The sequence below is a fragment of the Corynebacterium simulans genome, from assembly GCF_001586215.1.
Lineage (GTDB): Bacteria > Actinomycetota > Actinomycetes > Mycobacteriales > Mycobacteriaceae > Corynebacterium > Corynebacterium simulans.
Genome location: NZ_CP014634.1, coordinates 1168218 through 1191822, shown reverse-complemented (window position 1 = coordinate 1191822; position 23605 = coordinate 1168218). Strand labels below are relative to the sequence as shown.

22 protein-coding genes, 1 tRNA gene and 1 pseudogene are annotated in these 23605 nt (G+C 56.9%); 11 read left to right on the top strand and 13 right to left on the bottom strand.

Features of this window, described 5'->3' with window-relative positions; all coding sequences use genetic code 11:
• Positions 1-68: 68 nt before the first annotated feature.
• Positions 69-329, top strand: a complete 261-nt coding sequence (locus tag WM42_RS13840) for a pentapeptide repeat-containing protein (protein ID WP_070497559.1) — start codon at positions 69-71, stop codon at positions 327-329.
• On the opposite strand, the pseudogene WM42_RS05615 reads toward WM42_RS13840, so the two are convergent.
• The 6 genes and pseudogenes from WM42_RS05615 to WM42_RS05590 form a co-directional block, all read right to left on the bottom strand.
• Positions 290-1495: pseudogene (locus WM42_RS05615) on the bottom strand (IS110 family RNA-guided transposase); the annotation flags it as partial. The gene WM42_RS13840 and the pseudogene WM42_RS05615 sit on opposite strands and share 40 nt — an antisense overlap.
• A gap of 398 nt (positions 1496-1893) precedes the next feature.
• Complete coding sequence (locus WM42_RS05610) at positions 1894-3666, bottom strand: ABC transporter ATP-binding protein (protein WP_061921189.1); 1773 nt, start codon at positions 3664-3666, stop codon at positions 1894-1896.
• Positions 3659-5407 (bottom strand): ABC transporter ATP-binding protein, encoded by a 1749-nt coding sequence (locus WM42_RS05605; protein WP_062036170.1) that lies wholly within the window; start codon positions 5405-5407, stop codon positions 3659-3661. The genes WM42_RS05610 and WM42_RS05605 overlap by 8 nt, the downstream gene beginning before the upstream one ends.
• Before the next feature lie 7 nt (positions 5408-5414).
• Positions 5415-6884 carry an ABC transporter ATP-binding protein gene (locus WM42_RS05600; protein WP_062036168.1) on the bottom strand — a complete coding sequence of 490 codons (1470 nt, stop codon included), beginning with the start codon at positions 6882-6884 and terminating at the stop codon, positions 5415-5417.
• Positions 6881-7552 carry an energy-coupling factor transporter transmembrane component T family protein gene (locus WM42_RS05595; RefSeq protein ID WP_235591016.1) on the bottom strand — a complete coding sequence of 224 codons (672 nt, stop codon included), beginning with the start codon at positions 7550-7552 and terminating at the stop codon, positions 6881-6883. The genes WM42_RS05600 and WM42_RS05595 overlap by 4 nt, the downstream gene beginning before the upstream one ends.
• Positions 7553-7602: 50 nt before the next feature.
• Positions 7603-8238 carry an MptD family putative ECF transporter S component gene (locus WM42_RS05590; RefSeq protein WP_061921197.1) on the bottom strand — a complete coding sequence of 212 codons (636 nt, stop codon included), beginning with the start codon at positions 8236-8238 and terminating at the stop codon, positions 7603-7605.
• 260 nt (positions 8239-8498) lie between these two features.
• Here WM42_RS05590 and WM42_RS05585 point away from each other — a divergent pair, with 260 nt between their 5' ends.
• Positions 8499-9275, top strand: coding sequence for an NAD(P)/FAD-dependent oxidoreductase (locus tag WM42_RS05585; protein ID WP_062036166.1), 777 nt, complete (start codon positions 8499-8501; stop codon positions 9273-9275).
• Positions 9276-9412: 137 nt separating this feature from the next.
• Here the strand turns inward: WM42_RS05585 and WM42_RS05580 are convergent.
• Positions 9413-9489: transfer RNA gene (locus WM42_RS05580), tRNA-Pro, on the bottom strand.
• A gap of 101 nt (positions 9490-9590) precedes the next feature.
• Positions 9591-10463, bottom strand: coding sequence for a metallophosphoesterase (locus WM42_RS05575; RefSeq protein WP_371326192.1), 873 nt, complete (start codon positions 10461-10463; stop codon positions 9591-9593).
• A gap of 51 nt (positions 10464-10514) precedes the next feature.
• Between WM42_RS05575 and WM42_RS05570 the strand changes: the two genes are divergently transcribed.
• Positions 10515-10979 (top strand): GatB/YqeY domain-containing protein, encoded by a 465-nt coding sequence (locus WM42_RS05570; RefSeq protein ID WP_061920175.1) that lies wholly within the window; start codon positions 10515-10517, stop codon positions 10977-10979.
• 111 nt (positions 10980-11090) lie between these two features.
• Here WM42_RS05570 and WM42_RS05565 read toward each other — a convergent pair whose 3' ends face one another.
• Positions 11091-13535 (bottom strand): transglycosylase domain-containing protein, encoded by a 2445-nt coding sequence (locus tag WM42_RS05565; protein ID WP_062036164.1) that lies wholly within the window; start codon positions 13533-13535, stop codon positions 11091-11093.
• Positions 13536-13758: 223 nt separating this feature from the next.
• On the opposite strand from WM42_RS05565, the gene WM42_RS05560 reads away from it, so the two are divergent.
• Genes WM42_RS05560 through WM42_RS05550 form a run of 4 tightly spaced genes read left to right on the top strand, consistent with a single transcriptional unit; the run spans position 13759 to position 15590 of the window.
• Positions 13759-14082 carry a WhiB family transcriptional regulator gene (locus WM42_RS05560; RefSeq protein ID WP_061920180.1) on the top strand — a complete coding sequence of 108 codons (324 nt, stop codon included), beginning with the start codon at positions 13759-13761 and terminating at the stop codon, positions 14080-14082.
• Between the two features lie 59 nt (positions 14083-14141).
• Positions 14142-14300: a Sp36 family protein gene (gene sp36, locus WM42_RS13200; protein WP_086892235.1), complete on the top strand. Its 159-nt coding sequence runs from the start codon at positions 14142-14144 to the stop codon at positions 14298-14300.
• The gene (locus WM42_RS05555) at positions 14300-14758 is read left to right on the top strand and encodes a RidA family protein (protein ID WP_061920182.1); all 459 of its coding nucleotides are present in this window, start codon (positions 14300-14302) and stop codon (positions 14756-14758) included. Before sp36 ends, WM42_RS05555 begins: the two co-directional genes overlap by 1 nt.
• A 19-nt stretch (positions 14759-14777) precedes the next feature.
• Complete coding sequence (locus WM42_RS05550; protein WP_062036162.1) at positions 14778-15590, top strand: MBL fold metallo-hydrolase; 813 nt, start codon at positions 14778-14780, stop codon at positions 15588-15590.
• A gap of 101 nt (positions 15591-15691) precedes the next feature.
• Here WM42_RS05550 and glxR read toward each other — a convergent pair whose 3' ends face one another.
• Entirely contained in the window at positions 15692-16375 is a 684-nt protein-coding gene (glxR, locus tag WM42_RS05545; RefSeq protein ID WP_061920186.1) for a CRP-like cAMP-activated global transcriptional regulator GlxR, read from the bottom strand.
• 341 nt (positions 16376-16716) lie between these two features.
• Between glxR and nth the strand changes: the two genes are divergently transcribed.
• From nth to WM42_RS05525, 4 genes are read left to right on the top strand one after another with little or no spacing between them, the layout of a single operon-like run.
• Positions 16717-17370, top strand: a complete 654-nt coding sequence (gene nth, locus WM42_RS05540) for an endonuclease III (protein ID WP_062036160.1) — start codon at positions 16717-16719, stop codon at positions 17368-17370.
• Positions 17371-17389: 19 nt separating this feature from the next.
• Positions 17390-18016, top strand: a complete 627-nt coding sequence (locus WM42_RS05535) for a TlpA family protein disulfide reductase (protein WP_062036158.1) — start codon at positions 17390-17392, stop codon at positions 18014-18016.
• Positions 18013-18720, top strand: coding sequence for an NUDIX hydrolase (locus WM42_RS05530; RefSeq protein ID WP_062036156.1), 708 nt, complete (start codon positions 18013-18015; stop codon positions 18718-18720). Before WM42_RS05535 ends, WM42_RS05530 begins: the two co-directional genes overlap by 4 nt.
• Positions 18721-18778: 58 nt before the next feature.
• Positions 18779-19975 (top strand): MarP family serine protease, encoded by a 1197-nt coding sequence (locus tag WM42_RS05525; protein WP_141740965.1) that lies wholly within the window; start codon positions 18779-18781, stop codon positions 19973-19975.
• On the opposite strand, the gene WM42_RS05520 is transcribed toward WM42_RS05525, so the two are convergent.
• From WM42_RS05520 to WM42_RS05510, 3 genes are read right to left on the bottom strand one after another with little or no spacing between them, the layout of a single operon-like run.
• Complete coding sequence (locus tag WM42_RS05520; RefSeq protein ID WP_062036154.1) at positions 19972-21669, bottom strand: dipeptide ABC transporter ATP-binding protein; 1698 nt, start codon at positions 21667-21669, stop codon at positions 19972-19974. The genes WM42_RS05525 and WM42_RS05520 overlap by 4 nt on opposite strands.
• Positions 21669-22628 carry an ABC transporter permease gene (locus WM42_RS05515; protein WP_061920197.1) on the bottom strand — a complete coding sequence of 320 codons (960 nt, stop codon included), beginning with the start codon at positions 22626-22628 and terminating at the stop codon, positions 21669-21671. Before WM42_RS05515 ends, WM42_RS05520 begins: the two co-directional genes overlap by 1 nt.
• Positions 22621-23547: an ABC transporter permease gene (locus tag WM42_RS05510; protein WP_061920199.1), complete on the bottom strand. Its 927-nt coding sequence runs from the start codon at positions 23545-23547 to the stop codon at positions 22621-22623. Before WM42_RS05510 ends, WM42_RS05515 begins: the two co-directional genes overlap by 8 nt.
• Positions 23548-23605: the final 58 nt, after the last annotated feature.

The window sequence follows — 23605 nt, the reverse complement described above, 5'->3', positions numbered from 1 at the left end:
GGCGACGCGGCTGCTGTAGGGGCGCCGCGTCGTTTCCCGTTTTGGCCCTTATACAGGAAGAACCGGCAATGTATAAGCAAACGCCTGATACCTGGTTCCAAGAATTCGCAGGCCGAGATATTTCCGGAAAAGACTTCTCCGGCTACGACCTGACCGGAATAAATCTGGAAGCAAGTATCTGCCGCGGCTGTTCTTTTCGCGGCGCGATGCTCGCCTGGGCCATCCTCCACAACGCGTACATGAAGCCAGTAATCGCCTCGTCAGAGCAGCTCGCGCATTGCGAAGGATTTGAAGCGGATGCTTCGGAGGCTGTGGGGATGTCTCTGTAGAGCTCTCCGCTGCGCATCATGGCGAAGAGGACGTTGAGGCGTCGGCGTGCGAGCGCGACGACTGCGGCGTTATGTCTCTTGCCTTCTTTGCGTTTTCGCTCATAGAATTGCCGGGAACGCTCGTGGAATCTGATCGATGCAAAGGATGATTGCCATAGGGCGTTCTTCAATTTCTTGTTGCCGGCCCGGTTGGGCGAATTCGACATGATCGACGTTCCCGACTGATTCGTCTGCGGCGTCAGGCCTGCATAGGAAGCCAGGTGCGCTGCATTGGGAAAGTCGGACATATCGCCGACGGTCATAAGGATTTGCGCGGCGCTACGTGGGCCGATGCCGGGCATGGACAAGAGAATCTCGGTCTGAGGAATGTCCTGGATCAGCTCGAGTACCTGGGCTTCAATCTCTTTGCGGTGCTCCAGCTTGGCTAGTGCATCTTTGGCGGACATTGCTACGCCAAGTTCCGCGTATTCTGCGCCGGCGATGGATACCGTCTGGCCGTGGATCGCAGCAAGCATGGCATCGATAACTGGTTCAGGATTACGTGCCCTGTGACCACGTGCGAAAGCTGTCAGCCGTGCTTTGCCGACGCGTCGAATCTTGGTGGGGCCACCGTATTTCGCCAGAAGGTGGAGAATCCACTTGCGGTGAATCATCTGGCCACGTAGGACATGTTCGAATGCGGGGTAGGTGCCCACGAGCGCGGATCGCATCTGGTTGATCAGGCGTGTGTAGGCGCGGGCGAGGTCTTCGTCGATACCGTTGAGGACTTTCAGCTGGAGGAAGACTTCCTCAACGCGGTCGACGCTACGCAGGGCATCTGGCAGGTTGAGGCCGGCATGGGCGATGACATAAGCGTCGCGTACATCGGTCTTGGAGTTGCCGACGTGGATACGTGAAAGCTGTCGCATGGCAAGCCCGGGGAGGTAGCGAACGTCGGCTCCCATTGCTTGGGCGACTGCGACGGTTAGCCTGCCGATGTTGTTGGGCTGATCGACGACGACAAGGACTTCGGCGTCATTGGCCAGGAATTTGCCGAAGAGCTTGCGTAGCGAGCCTTCGTGCTGGTTGATGCGTTTGGATAGGACTTGTCTGCCCTGGGGATCGAGGACGCAGGCGTGGTGGAAGTATTTGCCGACGTCCATTCCAATGACGAAGTCATAGGCCATGAGTTGGTGCCTCCTAGCGATGAGTAGGGAGTTGGATTATTTACGCTTCATCGCTGGGGTGGTCGGACATACTGGCGCTGGCATCCACATTACTGTGAGACCTCGTGCCGCCTGGGCCGGGTCAGGTTCCTATTGAGCTGTTTGAGTATGTCACTGTCTCCGGTGGCATCACCCCCCGGATCATTTTCTTAACAGGGACAGGAATAAGCCATACCGAAGCCAGCGACTAGTTCCACTGTCCTTTCGGACGGCGGGAACGGACATAAACATAGCCCCTCCCACTCGGGTGGACAGGCTATGAATCTTCGGCGCCCTGGGGTGGAACTGCTAACAACGTAATGGGAGAGAGGGGGAGAGAAGGGTGTCCCCCGCAAACAATGCCGATCTCGGTGCCCGCGTTAATCGCGTCCCGAACTGATTTTCCACCCGCTTGCTGCTTTGCGTTGCTGCCAGAAGTGACGGTAGATACCAGGGACATCGGAAAGCTCAGAATGCGTGCCTAGCTGGCTGACTTGCCCGTGTTCATCCAAGACTACGATTTGATCAGCAGATTTGATTGTATCCAGCTTATGGGCGATGACAATAAAAGTAGATTGCTCCCGTAGCTCGTCCATCGCAGCAAGAATGTTTGCCTCATTTTCTGCATCGAGCGCGGAGGTAGCCTCATCAAAGAGTACAATCGGCGCTTGCTTGAGAAGCGCGCGAGCTACAGATACGCGCTGGCGTTCACCACCGGATAGAAGCCGCCCGCCTTCACCAACAGGAGTATGCCACCCTAGGCGGTTGGCAATAGAAGTCACGCCTGAAAGATCAGCTGCGCGGAAGACTTCCTCATCGGAGGCGTCGGGACGACCAACGCGGATATTAGCGATTAACGAGTCGTCGAAGAGGTAAACGTCCTGAAAGACCATGGACAGTCTGGACATTAACTGTTCGGTTCCAAGCTCGCGGATATCTACGCCGTCAACCATCACCGCCCCGGAATCTACATCCCAGAATCGCGAAATAAGGCGCGCAATTGTGGTCTTTCCGGAGCCAGAAGGACCGACAATGGCGGTAACGGTGCCTGGTCGAGCATGGAAAGTGACATCTACCAATACTGGTTTATCGCCGTATCCAAACGTGACATTAAGCAGCTCGACATTTCCCGAACCATCGCCTAGGCGCGGAGTAGTGGGTTCTGGCAGGGAAGGGGCATCGGTGATGAGCTCAGTTTCTGTGAGCGCGATACGGCCGGCATCTAAACCGACGAAAGAAGAACCCAGCTGTTCAAGCGTGCGGGTAAACCTCAAGCTGATTCCGATGATCGCAATTGTTTCTAGTGGCGATAGGGCGCCTTCAACGGCAAGATCCGCGGAGACCATAATGAGAGCCACAATGAAGATCTGCACTATTATGCCGTTGAGTAGCAAAGCTAATGTGGATACCCATAGCTCGCGTATTCGTGCTTTATGGTCGATTTCTAGCGCTTGCTCTAGTGGCGCAAAAACTTGTGATTGTCCTGCCGCGCGCAGGGCTGGTTGACGGTTAGCAAATTCTACGATGCGCTGGGAGAGCTCTTTACTCGGCCCCAGTGCGCGGTTCGATGCTTTCTCACGAATCCATGCAGCCAACTGCATCACCACGAGCGCCAATGGTGCGATGATAAGAAGGACCAAGCCCAGCTTCGGGTTCCAGAAACACGCTCCTACTAACAAGGTGACAAGTGCCGCGCTATCGCGGTATATCGTTCCTTGAATATGCGCAATGGTCTCGGCCGCCACCATAAAGCGATCTGAAACGAGGCGAGATAGGCCGCCGGTATTAGCCGGTACGAACCAGCCGAGCGGTAGCGTTGCTAATTTATCGCCCACAGTCGTGTGCGCGGCTCGGATGAAATCCAAGGCCGTGTGGTAAGAGGCCATGGTTGCGAAAAATCGTAGCGCAAAAGCTACGAGCGCAATTGCCAAAAGCGTCCACATCCATGGTGCGATCGTCGTATCCCCATCGAGTGCCTTTGTAAGTGGCACGAGCGTGAGAACGGCGAGGCCATCAAGCACGCCAACGATAAGCGATAGACAAGCATACCTTTTATTGAGCTTATGGCCTACAGGACTTTGCAGCTTTTTGACACTGCGAGTGAGTAGCGGATCACGAAGACGCGAACTAACAGGCGTAGTGGCATTAGACATGAGAATTATCCTTCATAGGCTTGAGGCAGATTATTTGGTCTGCTCCTTGGATGGACTCCGGCTTGTGGGCGATGACTAAGACGGTCTTGCCTCTGACGAGTGTGGCTAGAGCTGCTTGAATTTCTGCTTCGCAGTCAGGATCAGTTGCCGCAGTAGCTTCATCCAGGATCAAGATTGGGGCATTGGTAATGATTGCCCGGGCAATAGAAATGCGTTGCTGTTGTCCACCGGATAAAGAGGTGTCCTCACCAACAACGGTGTCGAGCCCAGCCGGTAAAGCGCGAATATCAGCAGCTATGTGCGCAGCCTCTGCGGCTTGCCAGATCTCTTCATCGCGGGCTTCTGGGCGTGCAAGGCGAATGTTTTCCCGAATACTCATACGCAGTAAGTGAGGATCTTGTAAGACGAAAGCCACAGTGCGGTACAAACTGTCGAAAGTGAGATCACGGATATCCACGTTGTTGATAGTGATTGTGCCCGAATCTGGATCCTGGAAACGCGCCAGCATCGTTGCTGCTGTGGATTTGCCAGACCCGGAGGGGCCAATCAATGCCGTGACAGTGCCTGCATTTAGTTGCGCAGAAAAGTCTTGGAGGACTGGTGTGTCTGGGGCGTAGCTAAAGCTGACCTTATGGAACTCCACCTCCATGTCTTGACTACTGGCATCGAGTCTCTTTTGGCCTTCTTTCACATGGGAAATTGTCATGACTTCATCAAGGCGCAACGCCGCATTGCCAGCGAGCTGGTAAGACCACATCATTTGGCCGACGGTTTGAATCGTGCCTGGGAGCACCAGCGCAATTAACGTTGTTGCGATGACTTCAGCGACCGTGACATAGCCACCAGCTATCAGCAGGGAACCGACTCCTAGATTGATAAGGATGAGGACAGGAACCGCCACCACAGACTCTGAGATTGCGGAAACACGCAGAAGCGGACGTACCCACTCGTAATAGAATTCCGCGAATTTTTGGGCAGCTTCGCGATATCGAGCGTGGGCTTTGCCAACGGTGCCGAAAGCCTTGACGACGGAAATACCTTCGGAGAACTCCACCGCAGTCGCAGAGACCTCACCCAGATAATTATCCATTTCCGCAGTTTTTGTGCCCATATCTTTCATTGAATATGCTTGGATTGCTAGGAAAATGGGCACAGTGGCAATAGAAAGTAGACCAAGGCGCCAATCCAAGAAAAAGGCATAAACCAGAAGCGCGAGGGGCGTAAAGATCGCGGCGACCTTCTCTACAGGAGCATGGGCTGTCAGGGTGTGCAGAGTTAACGTATCGTCCTCGACGGCTTTGCGGACTTTGCCGGAATTAGTCTGGCTAAACCACGAGAGTGGTGCTTTCGCAATAGCGGTAATAATTCGGCGCCGGTTAATCCCCACCAGCTTTGCATCAGCGAAGTGGGTGATTGCAAGGGCAAGGAAATAGAAGAATAGCTGGCCCAAAAATGCAGCAAGTAGCCATTTCACAATGGACGCGACGTCATCAGTTTTGCCGTCGATTAGAGCATTTCCCAGTGCCACCAACGCGACGTAGGGTGCTACGGCGAGTACCGAGGATATAAGCGCGAGAAACTGTGCGAAGTAGATGGTTGTTTGCACTGGGGCCAGTAGTTTCTTTAGAGCGACCTGGCCGGCTTTTAGTTTTGCGTGAGCCTCTTCTTCCGGTGACGCACCGTGTGATTCTGGTGCGTGGGTTCCGCTTGATTCTGTGGAACTTTGTTTTAGTTCAGACATTTCTTTCTCAATTCTTGTTGATGTCAGTCATATCGATGATTCTGGTGACTGATTCTTGGATGAATTCGTGGTCATGGGTGATGACGATGACCACTGCTCCGCTTGCTGCAAGAGATCGAAGTAGCGCAGAGATGGATTGCAGTTGGCGCCAGCCCACGCCAGAGGTAGGTTCATCGAAGATGTAGATCGCTGCTTGCTCGGCTTGGGCTGAAGCTATGGCTAAGCGTTGCCGTTGCCCACCGGACAGAGACTGCGGATGCCGTTGGGCCATTCCTGCCAGATCGAGGCGATGGAGAATCTCATTGACATCGATGTGGTCCCGCTTCTTCTTTGCCAGTCCGAGCGTGACTTCTTCTTCGGTGGTGGCTGCGAATAATTGGCGGCCAACATCTTGCATCACCATGTACGCGGCACGTCTGCGGGCAGCCGCTCCTACTCGTTTGCTGTTCAAACGGAGACTACCGCCGCGTTTGGGAGAAGCAAGACCACAAATGATCCTGGCGAGGGTGGTTTTTCCAGCGCCGTTGGGCCCGATTAAGGCGGTGACTTCGCCGCTGGGGAAAAATGCGTGGTCAATGTTTAATACCTCATGTGCGCCATAAGAAAAACAGATGTTGCTTAGCTCGAGTCCGCTCCGCTGGGGATCGGCGTTTTCGAGCGTGGGTGGTACCGGCACGCTCGCGGGCAGGGGAACATGGTGTAAGCTGCGTAGCCCCAATTGTTTGCGTTCGGGTTCGTCTAAGGCATAAAACTCCTGAGCGCGGAAACTCCGCGTTATTTTTCCCTGAGTCAAGTAAATAACTTGGTCAGCGATATCTTTTAAGAAAAAGAGACGGTGATCAGCGATAATGATCGTTGTGCCTAATTCCTTCAAGCGGTGTAGCACGCGTGCAAGAATATCGATGCTTTCCATGGAGAGATTGGACGTGGGTTCATCGAGAAGCACGAGACTGCCCGGGGACACAAGCGCGCATGCGCATGCCACGGTTTGTAACTGCCCACCGGATAATTCTTTGAATCGCCGGCCCCGAAGATCGTTAATGCCTAGTAGCTCGACCGCTGATTGAATCCTCGACTCAATTTCTTTGGGATCTACACCAAGGTTTTCTAGCCCGAAGGCCAATTCTGCATTGACGCTTTCAGTGAAAAATTGTGTCCTTGGATTCTGGAATACTGAGGCGCTGAACTCGATGGCTCGGGACAGCGGTTCTTCCGCAGGGGTAAAAGCCTGGTCATCCTTTATAATAGTGATGGTGCCTAGTAGCTCTCCTGGATTGAAATGGGGGATGAGTCCGTTGATCAAATTGAGTACCGTGGACTTTCCCGATCCGGAATCACCGGTAATCAGTAGACACTGTCCTGGAGAGACAGAAAAAGACACATCAGATACACCTTGAATGCCTGGCCGAGCTCCCAATGGATATGTAAAAGAAACGTTGTGGGCGTCTACACTGGTTGCGATACTGCGTTCGTTCATAAGTGGACCTCCGTGGGAAGCCAGACAGAGGCAACAACGAGGCCCAACCCAGCTAGTGCAGTTGCATCGACAAGCTTGAAGGAAAGATCGGCGGTGGTGGTTGGGCGTGCGGGTCCTCCCAATCCCCGGACAAGAGCAGAGGCAGCGAGCTCATCACCAGCGCGGACGACGGCACCTAATAAGGGGATGATCAACATCGCGGACGATTGTGTGGGCTGTGTGATCCAGCTTTTTACTCCAGGCTGGAGACCCCGAAGGACCATGGCATCGCGGATGGCTTTGGCTTCTGCCACGATGATCGGCAAAACGCGCAGGAATACCGCCGGTGGAATGGTGGCCCAGCCTGGTAAACGCAGGTCCCGCAGTGCTGAGGTCAACGTGGATGGTGTGAGAGTGAGCAAGCCGAATGCGCCGATGGACATGCTGATGACAAAACGGCTTAGCCACGAAAAAATTGCCGCTGAAAAAGCGAAAAATGTGGAGCCAGGAAGCTGTAATAGGCCCCAGTACCCTAGATAGGATAATGCAAAAGCGAACAGGCAAATAAGACCATAGTGTGGCTTTACTGTAGCTAGTGCGATGGAGCTGAAAGCGATAGAAATCAGCAGTGTCGGTAGGTGGCCGTGGCTGAGAGCTACCGCATTGATTACTAGAACAGAAAGCAGCACGGTCCGTGGATCGATCGAAGATCGACGAAGCACGCCCTGTTTTTGCAGGCTCACAGGAGACCAGCGCTTTCAAAGTGTTTGCGGCTGACGCGAACTCCGACCTTTCCTCCGATAAAGCCGACGATGAGCGCACAAATGGCCAGTACTCCAATGGTCCATGGCTGGAAGATATCCGACATGGCATCGGCATATTCTTGACCCATTTGGTCTGCGATATCGACGTAGTAGGAGTCCGTATCCAGAATTAGCGGGATAAAAGGCATAGAAATCCAGACACAGAAGACGCTGTAGGCAATAGGGAAGGATCTGGCAATACTGAGGTGGCTTTTTGTAATAATCAAATCCGCGATAAACCCTAGAATTATGCTTCCCAGCAGGGTCCAGAAGTAGTGTCCGGTGAGCATGAATGCTAGTCCGTTAATACCACCGACGAGGGTGAAAGCACCCATTTTGGGCGTGCGGGCGGCATAAAGCGCTAGCACGATTCCGTTTGCGATTGCCGCGATGAACCATCCAATAAACATGAATTGTGGTCCTGCGAATCCAATCATTCCGCTTACAAAGGTGATTACAAAGTAAAGTGCAGCAAAGATACCAGCGTTGATGAGATCTCTGGTGTTTAAACGTGCCGTCGCCCCACTGGATGAGCTTGTACTCCGTGCGGGCGTAGAGGACTGTTGGGTCATAGTAAACCTCGATTCATGAACAGCTGGAAAGGCAAGGCTTACCTAATACAGATAGTGCTGTATATAAACTATTTCTAGTTTTGATCTGAAGATTCACCCTTAATGGGGGCGAATGTAGATAAGCGGACATCAAACCAGAGCACGACTACCGACTATGCACCGACAAAGTAAGCACCAACGGCAAGACAACCCTGCGAAGCGTTGCTGTCGTCGATAGCGGCAAACCTCGCAATCGGTTTAGCTCGCATGCGCACGGAATTATGGGGCTCGACGGTGTGAACCCGGTGGAGTACTTGGAAAAGGGGCAAAGCGAGTTTCGTGCTTTCGGCGGCAATTACATAAAAGGCACTGTTGCCAAGCTTGAGCCTGCCGAGGGCGGCGCACTGGGCTGGCGAGCTTTTACTGTTGAAGGTGATGAAATCCGTGCCAAACATGTCTTGGTCAGCACGGGTATTACGGATGAATTGCCAGATATTCCCGGTGTAGAGGAGCTGTGGGGCCAACGAATTTTCCATTGCCCGTATTGCCATGGTTATGAAGTGCGTAATCGTCGAATCGCGGTTATCGGCGGCCTCAATCCGGGATTTACTGTGCGGATGGTGCACTTGCTGCGAAAGTGGAGCCCGAACATTACTTTCTTTCCGAATGGTCTTTCTCTTGGCGAAACAGACCTCAAGCAATTCGCCGCGCGTGGCATCGAGGTAAATAACAAGCCTGTGCAGCAGGTTGCCGCCGATCCTGATTTCTCTGAGGGGCTTATCCTCAGCGTGGATGGGGAAAAGATCCGGTTTGAGTCTTGTTTTGTGGGGCCGGCTTTCCACCCGAACCACCAGCTTTTGATTGAAGCAGGCTGTCAGTACGACGAGGACGGATGGGTTCAGCAATCCAACGGACGTACTTCCCAACAAAATCTGTGGGCTGCAGGCAATGTAACCAGTTCACCAGACCAAGTCCCACAAGCTATGGGAGCCGGAGCTGCCACCGCAATTGCGATCGACCAAGCAATGCTGACCGCTGAATTAAGCGAGCTGGTTTAAGTCAATCTTGCTGGTAGCCAGCTTTCGCTACGCGCTTCATGGTGGGGAAGCCGACCGGCGGGCGGCGGCGGAAAAAGAAAAAGGTCGCTGCTCTGTGTGAAGCAGCGACCATTTCTGTCAGCTTGTGCTGATTGTATTGGTCGGGATAACAGGATTTGAACCTGCGACCTCTTCGTCCCGAACGAAGCGCGCTACCAAGCTGCGCCATATCCCGGAAACCGTCTTAAGCGGTACCCGAATACTTTAACGCAGCCTGAGGGTGAACAACAAAACGCCAGATGAGCGGGGACTCTAGCCTGTGGCCAGGATGCGGCGCTAGTTGGCTTCGGTGATGCGCAGCAGCGTCGCGGAAGGTCGGCAGAAGATGCGCACAGGGGCAAACTTCGAGGTGCCGAGGCCGTTGGAAACGTGCATCTTCATCGGGCCGAAGTCATGCAGACCCTGGACACGAGCGCGGTCGATTCCGCAGTTAGTGACCAGTGCGCGGGAGCCCGGCAGACAGATCTGGCCGCCATGGGTGTGGCCGGATAGGGAAAGCTGGTAGCCGTCGGCAGCGAATTGCTCAAGTACGCGCGGCTCAGGGGCGTGGAGCAGTGCCAATGCCAGGTCCGCATCCGGGTTGGGGGCGCCGGCGATCTCTGAATAGTCATCAAGGTCGTGGTGCGGATCATCCACGCCAGCGACGGCGAGCTTGACGTCGCCCACCTTGAATTCCACGCGAGCCTGGTTGGCGTCGTGCCAGCCACGCTCAATGAATGCCGCACGCATGCCCTTCCATGGCAGGTCAACGTAGGAAGGCTCACGCTTGCGGCCCAACAGGTACTTGAATGGGTTGACCGGACGCGGCGCCCAATAGTCGTTGGTGCCGAAAACGAACAGGCCTGGTCGGTTCAGCAGCGGGCCGAGGGCGCGCAGTGTATCGGGCACGCCGCCCTGGTCCGACAGGTTGTCGCCGGTGTTGACCACCAAATCGGGATTCAGCTTATCCAGCGCCGCAACCCACTCAATTTTTGCTTCTTGCCCCGGAATCATGTGCAGATCCGAGATATGGAGGATGCGGAACTCTTCCTCACCGCGCAAAGTGCCCGCAGGCAGCAGCGGCAGCGTGTACTCTTTCAGCTCAAACTTGGTCAGTTCGGTGTAACCCCACGCCAGGGTGCCAAGGCCAGCGGCGGCAATGCCGCCCATAATCGGGAGAATCTTCACCTAATCAAGCCTACCTGGCGTAGATTGAAGTACATGAGCCAGCTTAAAGAAACCATTCGTGGAGATCTGAAGACCGCAATGAAGGCCCGCGAGAAGGAACGCACCAGCGCTATCCGCGCCCTGCTCGCTGCAATTCAGGCAGAAGAAACCAATGGCGCACGCCATGAACTAACCGATGAAGACGTACTCAAGGTCATCGCACGCGAAATCAAGAAGCGCCGCGAGTCCGCTGAGGTATACGCAGAAAATGGCCGCCAGGAGCTGGCCGACGCCGAGCTTGCCGACGTCCCTTACTTCGAGGCCTACCAGCCAGAGCAGCTTGACGACGCCGAGCTGGACACCCTCGTCGGCGAGGCCATCGCTGAGGTAGAAGCAGAAACCGGTGAGACCGTAACCATCAAGCAGATGGGTAATGTGATGAAGGTTGCCACCGCGAAGGCCGCTGGCCGCGCTGATGGCAAGCGCCTTTCCGCGGCTGTAAAGGCAAAGCTGTCTTAAGCCCTAAAAACGCGTACCGCTCTATGCAAATAAGGCGTTCAATCTCCGCGATCGGAGTGCCTTAAATACATAGAGCGGTATTTTTTTATGCCCTTCTAGCTTCTCTAGAAGCTAGAGGCCGAAGAAGCTGCGGATGTCGTTAGCGACGGCGTCGATGTCTTCCTGGCGGATGAGCGGCTCCGGTGCGGGCTGCTGCTGTTGATTGCCGGAAGGGGCCGAGTTGGCACCGCCGGTGCCGGTCCGTGCTGCTTCGGCGCCTTGGCCGCTACCGTTGGAGGAAGGCGGAGGTGCGGCAGAAGTGCCGTCGGAAAGCTGCAAAGTGACCTCCGCACCCTTCTTGAGGCCCTTTGGCCCAGTAATCGCGCGGACCACGCGGCCATAAGGCACGCCGTTGCCCTGTACTTGCGAGACCTTTACCTCATAGCCCTCGGCCTCTAGCTTGGAGCGAGCCTCACTTTCGGACTTGCCGCGGAGGCTGTCGAAGAGCGAATTGACCTTGCCCTCGTCATAAGCCTTGTTGTAATTCGGAACCGTGCCCTGTGCTGCGGCCGGAAGGTTAGAGGCCATCGCGTAGAAGGAACGCGCGGGCTCAAGGCCGCCGAAGAGATCGCCGTAACCACACTGGCGCACCGGGCTGGTGCACAGCGAGGAGGTGTTGGTGCCGTCGTTGTAGATATAAGGAGCGGCAGATATAGCGGAGTTAAAGCCCAGGAATGCGGAGGACTGATTGGACTCTGTAGTACCAGTCTTTGCCGCAGCCTTGCCGTTAAAGCCCATCATCTGTGCGGAGGCAGAGGCAGTGCCCTTTTCGGTATCGGCCGTCATGTTGTTGGTCAGCGCATTGGCGATGTCCTTGTTGACGGCGCGCTCGCAATTCGGAACCTTGAGGTAGACCTCGTTGCCGTCCTTGTCCGTGATCTTGCTGATCGGGTTAGGCTCACACCACATTCCCTCCGAGGCCAAGGTGGCGCCGACGTTAGCCAGCTCCAGCGGATCTACGGCAGTCGGTCCAAGCGTGTAAGAACCCAGGTTGGATTCCTTGATGTGTTGGGCGATCGAGGTGTCCTTGTCGTAGCTGCCCTTTTCGTCATAGGAGCGCAGGCCCAGTTTTACGGACATATCTACTACGTGCTCCACGCCGACCTGCTCGATGAGCTTGATGAAGGTCGTATTCGGCGAGAACGCCAAGGCATCCTGCATCGTCATGGTCGCGGCGTAGTTGCCGGCGTTTTCCACGCAATAGCGGTTAGGTGGGCAGCCCACGGCACCGCCGGAGCCCAAGCCCTCTGCTTCGTAGTGGGTTGGGACATCGAGCTGATTTTTGATGCCATAACCAGACTCCAGAGCGGCAGCGGCGGTAAAGACCTTGAAGACCGAGCCGGCGCCGTTGCCCACTAGGGAGTGCGGCTGCGGGAGCATGGTTTCGTTCTTGTCGAGGTCCAGACCATAAGTGCGGGAGGAGACCATGGCGAGCACTGGGCGGTTGGACTTGCTGGGCTCGACTACGTTCATTACCTCGGCGACGCCGGGTGTATTGGGGTCTGTCTGAGAGCGCACCGCATTGAGTGCTTGGTCTTGTACGTCCGGGTTCAGCGTGGTGCGGATGGTGTAGCCGCCGCGGGCGAGCTGCTCGCGGGAGATGCCCTTTTCTTCTAGGTATTCGATGACGTAATCGCAGAAGAAGCCACGATCCTTGGCGCTGATGCAACCGTTAGGAAGTAGGGAAGGCTTATCGAGTACGCCGAGATCTTGCTGGGCGTACTTATCGGCCTCTTCCTGGGTGATGGAACCGCTATCTGCCATGGACTGCAGCACGAGGTTGCGGCGCGAGAGCACCTCGTCCTTATTGGTAAAGGGGTTGAGGTACTCAGAGGATTGGACCATGCCGGCCAGCATCGCTGCCTGTGGCACGGTGAGTTCAGAAGCATGGGTGCCAAAATAGGTGCGCGCAGCGGCCTCGACGCCGTAGGCGTGATTGCCGAAGGGGACGAGGTTCAGGTAATTGCTGAGGATTTCTTCCTTGTCCAGCTTCTTATCGAGGTCCGTTGCCATGCGCATCTCACGCAGCTTGCGCGGTACCGATTGCTCGATGGCGGCGGCGCGCTCTTCTTCCGTTTTGGCATTGACCAGCAGCAGGTAGTTCTTTACATATTGCTGGTTCAAAGTTGAAGCGCCCTGGGAGACGCCGCCGGAAGCCAAGTTGCTCCAAAGGGCACGGAAATTGCCTTGGAAGTCAACGCCCTCGTGCTCGTAGAACCGGCGGTCCTCGATGGCGACGATTGCCTGCTTCATCGGTTTGGAAATCTTCTCGGCGCTAACAGGGTGGCGACGCTGCTCATATATATAGGCCAGGCTGTTGCCTTTGGCGTCCAAAATCGTGGATACGCCTGGGGCGTCGCCAGCAGTGAGATCTTGCAGATCTGACTGCATGGTGTCGTTGGTACGGGCAATTGCCACACCAGAAAGACCCGCAAAGGGGGCAATTACTACGGCGATGAGCGCCCCCACGAGAACCGTGGAGAGGGCAATTTTTCCCAGGGATTTGATGACAGTCACGAGAAACACCCTACGTGGTGAAACTGTGAGCGGGGAAGAATGAACTCCCCCCTAAAGTGTGACGTGTTAGACAAGTGCTTACGCGTGTGAATACACTTACCGTTGTTACATAATATTCCGCAATATGAAACATCTTACAAGCGGCTGCGCTGCTTGTATGGGGTTTCATAAAAATTATTCCCAAAGCCGCGGAATAGGTAGTAGAGAAAGGAGCTACCCAGTCATGACCGTAAGCCTGAAGGTAACGGGAGCGTCTAAGTCTGCAAGTGCGACCGAGCGCGGTGAATGGGTAACTCAAGCAAAGTGCCGTAACGGTGACCCAGACGCATTGTTTGTCCGTGGAGCCGAGCAGCGTAAGGCTGCTGTAATTTGCCGCCACTGCCCGGTGCTCAATGAATGCCGTGCCGATGCCCTCGATAACCGCGTGGAATTTGGCGTATGGGGTGGCCTGACTGAGCGCCAGCGCCGTGCGTTGCTGCGCAAGAACCCGCACATCACCAGCTGGGCACACTACCTAGCTGAGGGCGGCGAACTCATCGGTATTTAACCAAATCGCAGGGTTGGTTAACGCGCCATTTTTGCCCTTAGGCCGGTAGAATATGGCCTATGACTAAATGGGAATACGCTACCGCGCCTGTACTGACTCACGCGACCAAGCAGATCCTCGATTCCTGGGGTGAAGATGGATGGGAGCTGGTTACCATCACTCCCGGCATGAATCCGGAAAATGTCGTGGCTTACTTCAAGCGTGAGGTGGAGCAGTAATGAGCCATCTCACGCGCCTGGCTGATCTTGGATATTCACTGCCCGAGGTGGCAAAGCCGCTTGCTTCCTACGTGCCTGCAGTGCGCGTAGGAGATCAGGTGTGGACCTCCGGTCAGTTGCCTGTAATTGACGGCAATCTGCCTGCCACCGGCAAGGTCGGCGCAGAGGTATCTGTTGAAGATGCGCAAGAATACGCCCGGGTGGCAGCGCTGAATGCTCTCGCAGCTATCGATTCCGTTGTTGGCTTAGACAACGTCTCGCGCGTGGTCAAGGTTGTAGGTTTCGTGGCTTCGGCACCTGACTTTGTGGAGCAGGCTGCTGTTATCAACGGTGCTTCTGACTTCATCGGAGAGCTATTCGGAGAGGCTGGCACTCACGCTCGCTCGGCTGTGGGCGTGGCCGTTTTGCCGAAAAACTCGCCCGTCGAGGTTGAAGTTATCGTAGAAATTTCTAAGTGATCGGATAGGCTTAGTAATCATGGAGCATCCTGCATACAGCCAATTGCGTCCCGTGACTCAATCCGTGGGCGTTGTTCTTTGTGACAATCCAAGCTACACGGCACTTGAGGGAACCAACACGTGGATCATTCGCGCTAACGAAGATTCCAGGGCCATCGTTGTTGATCCGGGCCCAGAAGATGAAGGTCACCTCAACGTCGTCAGCGCTAACGCTGGCGAGGTGGCGCTGATTTTGGTTACCCACCGTCACGATGATCACGCATCGGGTGCGCAGCGTCTTCGCCAGCTCACCGGTGCGCCGATCCGCGCTTTCGACCCGAACTACTGCAATGGAGCAGAGGCGCTTGTCGACGGCGAAATTATCACCGTCGACGGAATTACCCCGCAGCTAGAGGTTGTCCACACCCCAGGGCACACTGCGGATTCCACCTCTTTCTTTGTGTGGTCTGGCGTTGCCAAGGATTCTCAGCTCGAGGGAATCATGACCGGTGACACCATTGCCGGCCGCCACACCGTCTTGCTGTCTGAGACCGATGGTGACTTGGGCGAATACTTGAAGACCTTGGACATGCTGGAAGAGCGCGGCAAGGACATCCCGCTGCTGCCTGGCCACGGCCCAGATTTGGATGATGTTTCCCAGGTTGCGCGCAAGTACATTGACCGTCGCTACCACCGTCTTGACCAGATCAAGGAAATCCACGGCCGCTTGGGCGAGGACATTGATCTCAAGACTTTGGTCGATGAGATGTATGACGACGTTGACCCAGTTCTGCGGCATGCAGCTGAGCAGTCCACTCGTACTACTTTGAAGTACTTAGCTGCGCGCAAGTAGGCGGGGCAAATAAACTGCCTGAACAAAACCGCTAAAACTACAAATAATCTCCCGGCCTCCTGAATAGGGAAGCTGGGAGATTACTTTTAGTTTTAAGGCTTTTAGCGAGCGCGCTTTGCCAGGTGCTCGGTATCCACAATGAGGACGGACTTGCCTTCGAGGCGAATCCAACCGCGGTGTGCGAAGGTGGCCAGAGCCTTGTTGACGGTCTCGCGGGAAGCGCCGACCAGCTGGGCGATCTCTTCCTGGGTGAGGTCGTGGTTGACGCGCAGTGCGCCACCTTCCTGCACGCCGAAGCGGTTAGCCAGCTGCAGCAGGGTCTTAGCAACGCGGCCCGGAACGTCGGTGAAGATGAGGTCCGCGAGGTTCGCGTTGGTGCGGCGCAGGCGGCGAGCCAGAACGCGCAGCAACTGCTGGGCGATGGCAGGGTGATCAGCGACCCACTGCTTGAGCATCTCGGAGTTCATGGTGGCTGCCTGCACCTCGGTGACGCAGACTGCGGAGGAGGTGCGTGGGCCTGGATCGAAGATGGAGAGCTCGCCGAACATATCGGAAGGGCCCATGACGGTCAGCAGGTTCTCGCGGCCATCCGGAGCGTGGCGGGCCAGCTTAATCTTGCCCGAGGTGATGATGTAGAGACGGTCACCGGGCTCGCCTTCATCAAAAATGGTGGTTCCGCGCGGGAATCGGACGGTTTCCATCTGCTCAATGAGGTTCTGTACCGCGACGGGATCAACGCCCTGGAAAATACCAGCGCGAGAAAGAATGTCCTGTACGCCTTCCACGATTTACTCCTTGAAGTCAATGGGGGGGTAGTGGTGTTGAAATGCCCAGAACTCTTCCAAGCATTTGACGCGTGTGTAACGAAAACCTAGATGTGTTCTAGCGATACAGGCGCGCGCCCCTATGTAACTCATCTCATCCTACAGTGTAATTTGTCACTTTATCTAACCTCGTGAAAAATTGTCACAGCTTAGAGGAGGTCAGGGGGCGTATGCGAAGAAATTTCTTAGTTTCCGAGGACCTTCGCCTCAAGCTTTTCCATGAGGATTGCAAACAGTGCGAGGGCGACGGGCACGATGATAACCAGTGAGACCATGCCCGCCATTCTACTAAGGTAGGAAAGATGTCTGACTCATCGCCCGCTAGCCGTGCATCGCGCATCAATGAGCTGCTAGCAACGGAGTACCCCGACGCCGAATGCGAACTAGATTTTCGCAATCCCCTAGAGCTGCTCGTGGCCACGGTGCTCTCGGCACAATGCACCGATGCCAGGGTCAACCAGGTTACCCCGGAGCTTTTTGAAGAGTATCCCTCTGCCGCGCATTATGCCGCGGCCCGAAGGGCCGACCTGGAGGCTATTTTGCGCCCGCTGGGCTTTCAGCGCGCGAAGGCGGGGCACTTGCTGGGCATCGGCGAGAAAATCATGGCCGATTTCGATGGGCAGGTCCCCACCGGAATTAAGGAGCTGACCTCTTTGCCCGGCGTGGGCCGCAAGACTGCGCTGGTGGTACGCGGCAATGCATTTGGGCTGCCGGGGATTACTGTAGATACCCACTTCGGAAGGCTCATGCAGCGCATGGCTTTGAGCGAATCCAAGACGCCGCTGCAGATCGAAAAAGACATAGCCCAGCTGCTGCCGGAGGAAGAATGGACGGTGTTTTCGCATCGCATCATCTTCCATGGCCGCCGTGTTTGCCATGCGCGTTCCCCGCAATGCGGCGCCTGCGTAGTGCGTCATTTGTGTCCTACGGGCGCCGCACCTCCTGATGTCCGGTAGGGGCAGTAAGGTATTGCGCATGAACAGGCCCAACATTTATGTCATCGGTTCGCTTATCGCAGCAGTGCTTGTTGCCTTGGTGGCCTTTGTTGGAGCACGCAGCCTTTTGGGCGCAGGCCAGGATTCCGCAAACAGTGCCTCAAACAGTTCCCAGAATGCGGCCCAGAATGCGGCCCAAGGCGCGGACCAGAGCGCTACTGCGGGTGTTGGCGCGAACGCGAACGTCGCCAAGCGCCCAGCGTGTCCGGAAGGGCCGGTCGCCGGAGTAGAACTTGAGTGCTTGGGCGCGCAGACCAAGGGGAAGGCAAAGGATGTGCAGGTCATCAACGTCTGGGCGTGGTGGTGCGAGCCTTGCCGAGCTGAGCTGCCGTATGTGCGCCAGATTGCGGATGAGCATCCCGAATGGTCCGTCGTGGGAGTGCATGCGGATAAGAATGCAGCAAATGGCGCGGCCTTTTTGGAAGACCTCGGAGTGAATCTCGCAAGCTACCAAGACTCCGATAATTCCTTCGCCGGCACCCTGGGTCTTCCCGGCGTCATCCCGGTCACCGTCGTGGCCTATAAGGGCGAGGTGAAAAAGCAGTACGTCAAGCCTTTTAAGTCGGCGGAAGAGCTGGAGAAGGCCGTGGAGGAGGCCCTGCGATGAGCGCGCGGGAACGCACGGTTTTTCCGGAAAGAGCGCCGGGGTGGCTGCGTCCTGCCTTAGGCGTGGATGCGCGGGCGGCGCAGGAGCGAATCGGTAACCGGGATGCGGATCGCTTTACCCAAACCACACCACCGGTGCGGCGTGAGTCTGCCGTTTTGGTCCTGTTCAAAGGCTCTAGTTTTAAGGATGGGGAAGTGCTGCTCACACACCGTTCGCCCACCATGCGCTCTCATTCAGGCCAAATTGCTTTCCCTGGCGGACGGCGGGACCCAGAAGACGCCACGCTTGTCGACGTTGCACTACGCGAGGCCTGGGAAGAAACCGGGCTGGAGCGCGCGAGTGTGACTGCTCTGGAAGTGTGGGAACAGTTGCATATTCGTGCAACGGGTAACCCCGTAAGCCCGGTCTTGGCCTACTGGCACTCCCCGGGCGAGGTCTGGGCTGCCAGCCCGGAAGAGACCGATGACGTGTTTTGGTATCCATTGCGTGAGCTCGCGGAGCCGAAGAATCGTTTGTTGGTGGGCTTCGGTCCGTGGCGTGGCCCGGCCTTTTATGCGAATGACTACCTCGTGTGGGGCTTTACTGCCGGAATTCTGGCAACAATATTGGAGCACGCTGGGTGGGAGCGTACATGGGATAACAATTCCGTGCGTGATCTGCACGGCGCACTAAGCCGCTCCCAGAATAATGAGAAGATGTTTTAGCTTCCGCAGGCAACTTACGGCTCTTCTTAGACAATAGATAAAGAAAGATTTTCCTCCCGTGACCCTGACCCTCGCCCTAGACCTCCTGATTATGGTCGCCGTATTGCTCGCCTTGGCGGCGGGCTGGCGCCAAGGAGCTATCTCTGCCGTGCTTTCCTTCGTGGGCATCGTGGCGGGCGTTGTGTTGGGCACGGTGCTGGCTCCCGTTGCCATGCAGCTTACGGACCAAGCGGCTTTGCGCTTCCTGCTGGCCATCGGCGTGCTTGTTCTGCTCGTGGGCGTCGGCCAGCTCATCGGCGCAAGCATCGGCGCGCGCTTGCGCGATAGGATGCGGACCCGGCAAAAGCAGCGCGTGGATTCTTTCATCGGTGCCGGCTTCCAGGCAGTGGCTGCGATCTTTGTGATTTGGTTGGTTTCGCTGCCCTTGGCCTCCAATGTGGGCGGTACCCCAGGCAAGGCCTTGCGCGAATCACGCATTCTGACGGCGCTTAATGGGGTGGCGCCTACGCAGCTGGCTGCGTTGCCGAATGGCGTCGCGGCGATGCTGAATGAATCCGGCCTGCCGCCGCTGGTCTCGCCGTGGCAGACTTCCGACTCAGCCGTCGAGGTGGCCGCGCCGCCACAGGACGTGAACGATCCTGCGCTGGTCGAGCAGCTGCGTCCATCAATTATTCACGTGCTTGGCGACGCAGAGGTTTGCTCCCGCCGCTTGATGGGTTCCGGCTTCGTCGCGGCCGATGATTACGTGATCACTAACGCCCACGTGGTAGCCGGCACTGAGAAGGTGCACCTCGATACCGTGTTGGGGCTGCGCGAAGCGCAGGTGGTTTATTACAACCCGGACGTCGATATTGCTGTGCTGCACAGCAAGAACCTGGGAATTGCTCCGCTTGAGTGGGCTGAACAGCCGGCCGATACCGGCGATGACGTGATGGTCATGGGCTTCCCGCACTCCGGGCCGTTCGACGCCGGCATGGCGCGGGTGCGCGAGCGCATCACCATTGCTGGGCCGGATATCTATTCCAAGGGCCGCGTCGAGCGTGACGCTTATACGGTGCGCGGCACCATTCGCCAGGGAAATTCAGGTGGCCCGATAGTCAATGACATGGGCCAGGTGTTGGGCGTGGTCTTCGGCGCTTCCGTGGATGATGCGGAGACCGGTTACGCGCTTACTGCCGATGAGGTAAAAAGCCACATCGGCGATATCACGCAGCTGCGGCGCCCGGCAGACACCGGCAGCTGCGTTGCTAGCTAGCTTTTGGTCAGCCCCAAGTTGCTGCCCGTGCCAATCTCCAAGTGCATACCCGGAACCGAGTTGATGAGGTTGCGGGTGTATTCCTCTTGCGGGTTGTTGAAGATGGCCTCGGAGGTGCCAGCCTCCATGACCTTGCCTTTGCGCATAACCACGACGTCGTCGGCAGTCTGACGCACCACGGCTAGGTCGTGGGTGATGAACAGGTACGACAGCTTGAGCTCGGACTGCAGCTGCGCCAAGAGCTTGATGATCTGGTCTTGGACCAGCACGTCGAGTGCGGAGACCGCCTCGTCGAGAACAATGACCTCTGGGTGCAGGGCCAAGGCACGAGCGATCGCGATACGCTGACGCTGACCACCGGAAAGCTCGTTCGGGTAGCGGCGCATCGCAGAACGCGGCATTGCCACCATGTCGAGCAACTCTGCAACGCGGGCCTCGCGCTCTTTGCGGTTACCCACCTTGTGCAGCGCGAGTGGTTCCTCGATGCACTTGTAGATGGAATACATCGGATCCAAGGAACCATATGGGTTCTGGAAGACCACCTGCATCTTGCGGCGCAGCTGGAAAAGCTCCTTCTTGGACAGCTTCGAGGTGTCCTTGCCCTCGAACTCGATGGTGCCGGAGGTCGGGGAGAGCAGGCCCAGCACCATGTTTGCCACGGTGGACTTGCCCGAACCAGACTCGCCCACGAGTGCCATGGTGGTGCCGCGACGGATATCAAAAGAGACGTCGTCGACTGCCTTGAGCAGTTTCTTCTCGCCGCGCTGACCGCGGATATCGAATTCCTTGTTCAGGTTGCGCACGGAGATGACGGCTTCATCTTCGATGTTGGCGCTGTGCGAAGCCGCGGCCTTGAGCTCTGTGCTTTCCACGCCTGCCTCTTGGGCAGCGCGGATGCGCGAGGAAGCCAAGGAAGGCGCTGCGGTAACCAGACGCTGGGTATATGGGTGCTCCGGATCGCGCAGAATCTCGCGCGAAGGACCAGACTCCACGATGCGGCCGCGGTGCATCACGATGAGGTGCTCGGCGCGTTCTGCCGCCAAGCCCAAGTCGTGGGTAATAAATAGCACGGCGTTGCCCAGCTCTTCAGCGAGGTGACCCAGGTGGTCCAGGATGGTCTTCTGCACGGTCACGTCCAGCGCCGAGGTGGGCTCGTCGGCAATCAGCAGCTTTGGGCGCGCAGCCAGGCCGATGCCGATGAGTGCGCGCTGGCGCATGCCGCCAGAAAACTCGTGTGGATACTGCTTGGCGCGACGCGCGGCGTCGGGAAGCCCTGCTTCCTCCAGGATCTCCACGACGCACTTTTCGCGCTCGGAGCCCTCCAGCACGTTGTTAGCCTTCAGCGACTCTTCGACCTGGGTGCCGATACGCCAGACCGGGTTCAAGTTGGACATTGGATCCTGCGGAACCAAGCCGATCTTGTTTCCGCGCAGGGCCTCGAACTGCTTGTCGTTGTAGTGGGTGATGTCCTCACCCTCGAAGAGGATTTGTCCCTTCGTCACCTTGCCGGTGCCCGGCAGAAGTCCCAGGATGGACATCGCGGTTGTGGACTTACCGGAACCGGACTCGCCCACGATTGCCACGGACTGGCCTGGGTAGATGGTCATGTTGACGCCACGTACTGCCTCGACGGTGCCGGTGGAGGACTCGAAGGAGATGTGGACGTCCTTCATTTCAAGAAGTGGCTTATTCATTAGCGATTCCTTGCCTTCGGGTCGAGGGCGTCGCGGACGACGTCGCCCATCATGATGAAGCTCAGAACGGTCAGGCCCAGAGCGCCTGCCGGGTAGAACAAAACGGCTGGATTCATGCGCAGGGAGGCCTGTGCATCAGAGATGTCGCCGCCCCACGAGACGAACGTGGAGGGCAGGCCGATGCCGAGGAAGGACAGCGTGGCCTCGGCAACGATGTAGGTGCCCAGCGCGACGGTGGCATAAGAAATGATCGGAGCCGCAGCGTTCGGCAGGACGTGGCTAAACAGGATGCGGGCGTTGGAAGCACCGATGGAACGCGCGGATTGGACGAATTCCTCGTTCTTGATGGATACAACGGCACCGCGGGTGATGCGGGCGATGGATACCCAGCCGAACAAGCCAAGTACGAGAACCACAGTGATGATGGTGCGGTGCTCCTTGAACATCTGCATGACAACGATGGCCGCCAACACCAGCGGGATGGCGAAGAAGATATCGGTGATGCGGGAGAGAACAGCGTCAATCCAACCGCCGAAGAAGCCGGCTATGGCGCCCACTAGGGCACCGATGATGACCACGAGGAGGGTGGTCAAAACACCGACGATCACGGATGCGCGTGCGCCGTAGATAACGCGGGCGTAGATATCGCAGCCCTGGCGGTTAAAGCCGAATGGGTGGCCTGCCTCTGCTGGGTCGAGCGACTTGGAGAGCTCGCACATACGCGGGTCAGTATTGGTGAAAAGGCCGGGGAAGAGCGCGAGGAGAATCGCCAAGGTGATCATCACGGCGGCGACCCAGAACAATGGGCGGCGGCGCAGGTAACGCCATGCTTCGCCCCACTGGGAGGAAGGGGCGGATTCATCCTTGACAGCGTCGACGGCGCCGAGGCCGGTCTCGTCGACGTCGGAGATGAAGTGCTCCTGGCCTGGGTACTGGGTGGTCTTGTCGAGTTTAGGCATAGCGGATCCTCGGGTCGAGTACTGCGTAGAGGAGGTCAACCAGCAGGTTGGCGATGATGTAGATGATCACCAGCACGGTGGTGAAGGAGACGATTGTGGTCGGCTCGCCGCGCAGGATGGCTTGGTACATGGTGCCGCCGACGCCGTTGATGCCGAAGATTCCTTCGGTGACGATGGCGCCGGTCATCAGCGCACCGATGTCGGCGCCGATGAAGGTGGCAACGGGGATAAGCGAGTTGCGCAGCACGTGTCGGCGGGTAACAGCCCCGCTGGAAAGACCTTTTGCGCGCGCGGTGCGTACGTAGTCAGCGCGTAGGTTCTCGGCCACAGACTGACGTGTCAGGCGGATGACGTATGCCAGGGACAGCGCACCCAGGACGATGGCCGGCATGAGCAGGGCTTCGAAGGAAGCCTTAGCGCCGACGGTTACGGGCAGCAGCTGCCATTTAATACCGATGAGGTACTGGAAGACGAAGCCAATGACGAAGGAAGGAACGGCGATAACCAAGAGGGACACGACCAAGACGGTGGAATCAAAGAAACCGCCGCGGCGCATGCCGGCGATGACGCCGAAGAGAATGCCGAAGACCGTCTCGAAGACGATGGCCATGAGCGTCAGCTTCACCGTGACGGGGAAGGCATTAGCCATGACCTGAGTGACCGGGACGCCGGAGAAGGTCGTGCCGAAGTCCAGCATGAAGATGCCCTTGATGTAGAGCAGGTACTGGACAATGAATGGCTTGTCGAGGTTGTATTCCGCCTCGATCCTGGCGCGAGCTGCCTCGGTGAGGCCGCGGTCGCCGCCGAGGGCTTCGACCGGGTCACCGGGCATCAAGAAAACCAGTGCGTAGATGAGCAGGGTGGCTCCGAAGAACACCGGGATCATCTGGAGCACTCGTCGCCCGATATAGCGCAACATAGTGTCGTCCTTTACTAGTTGTGTACATTCGCTTGCCGACGCCGCGTGGAACCTGGCG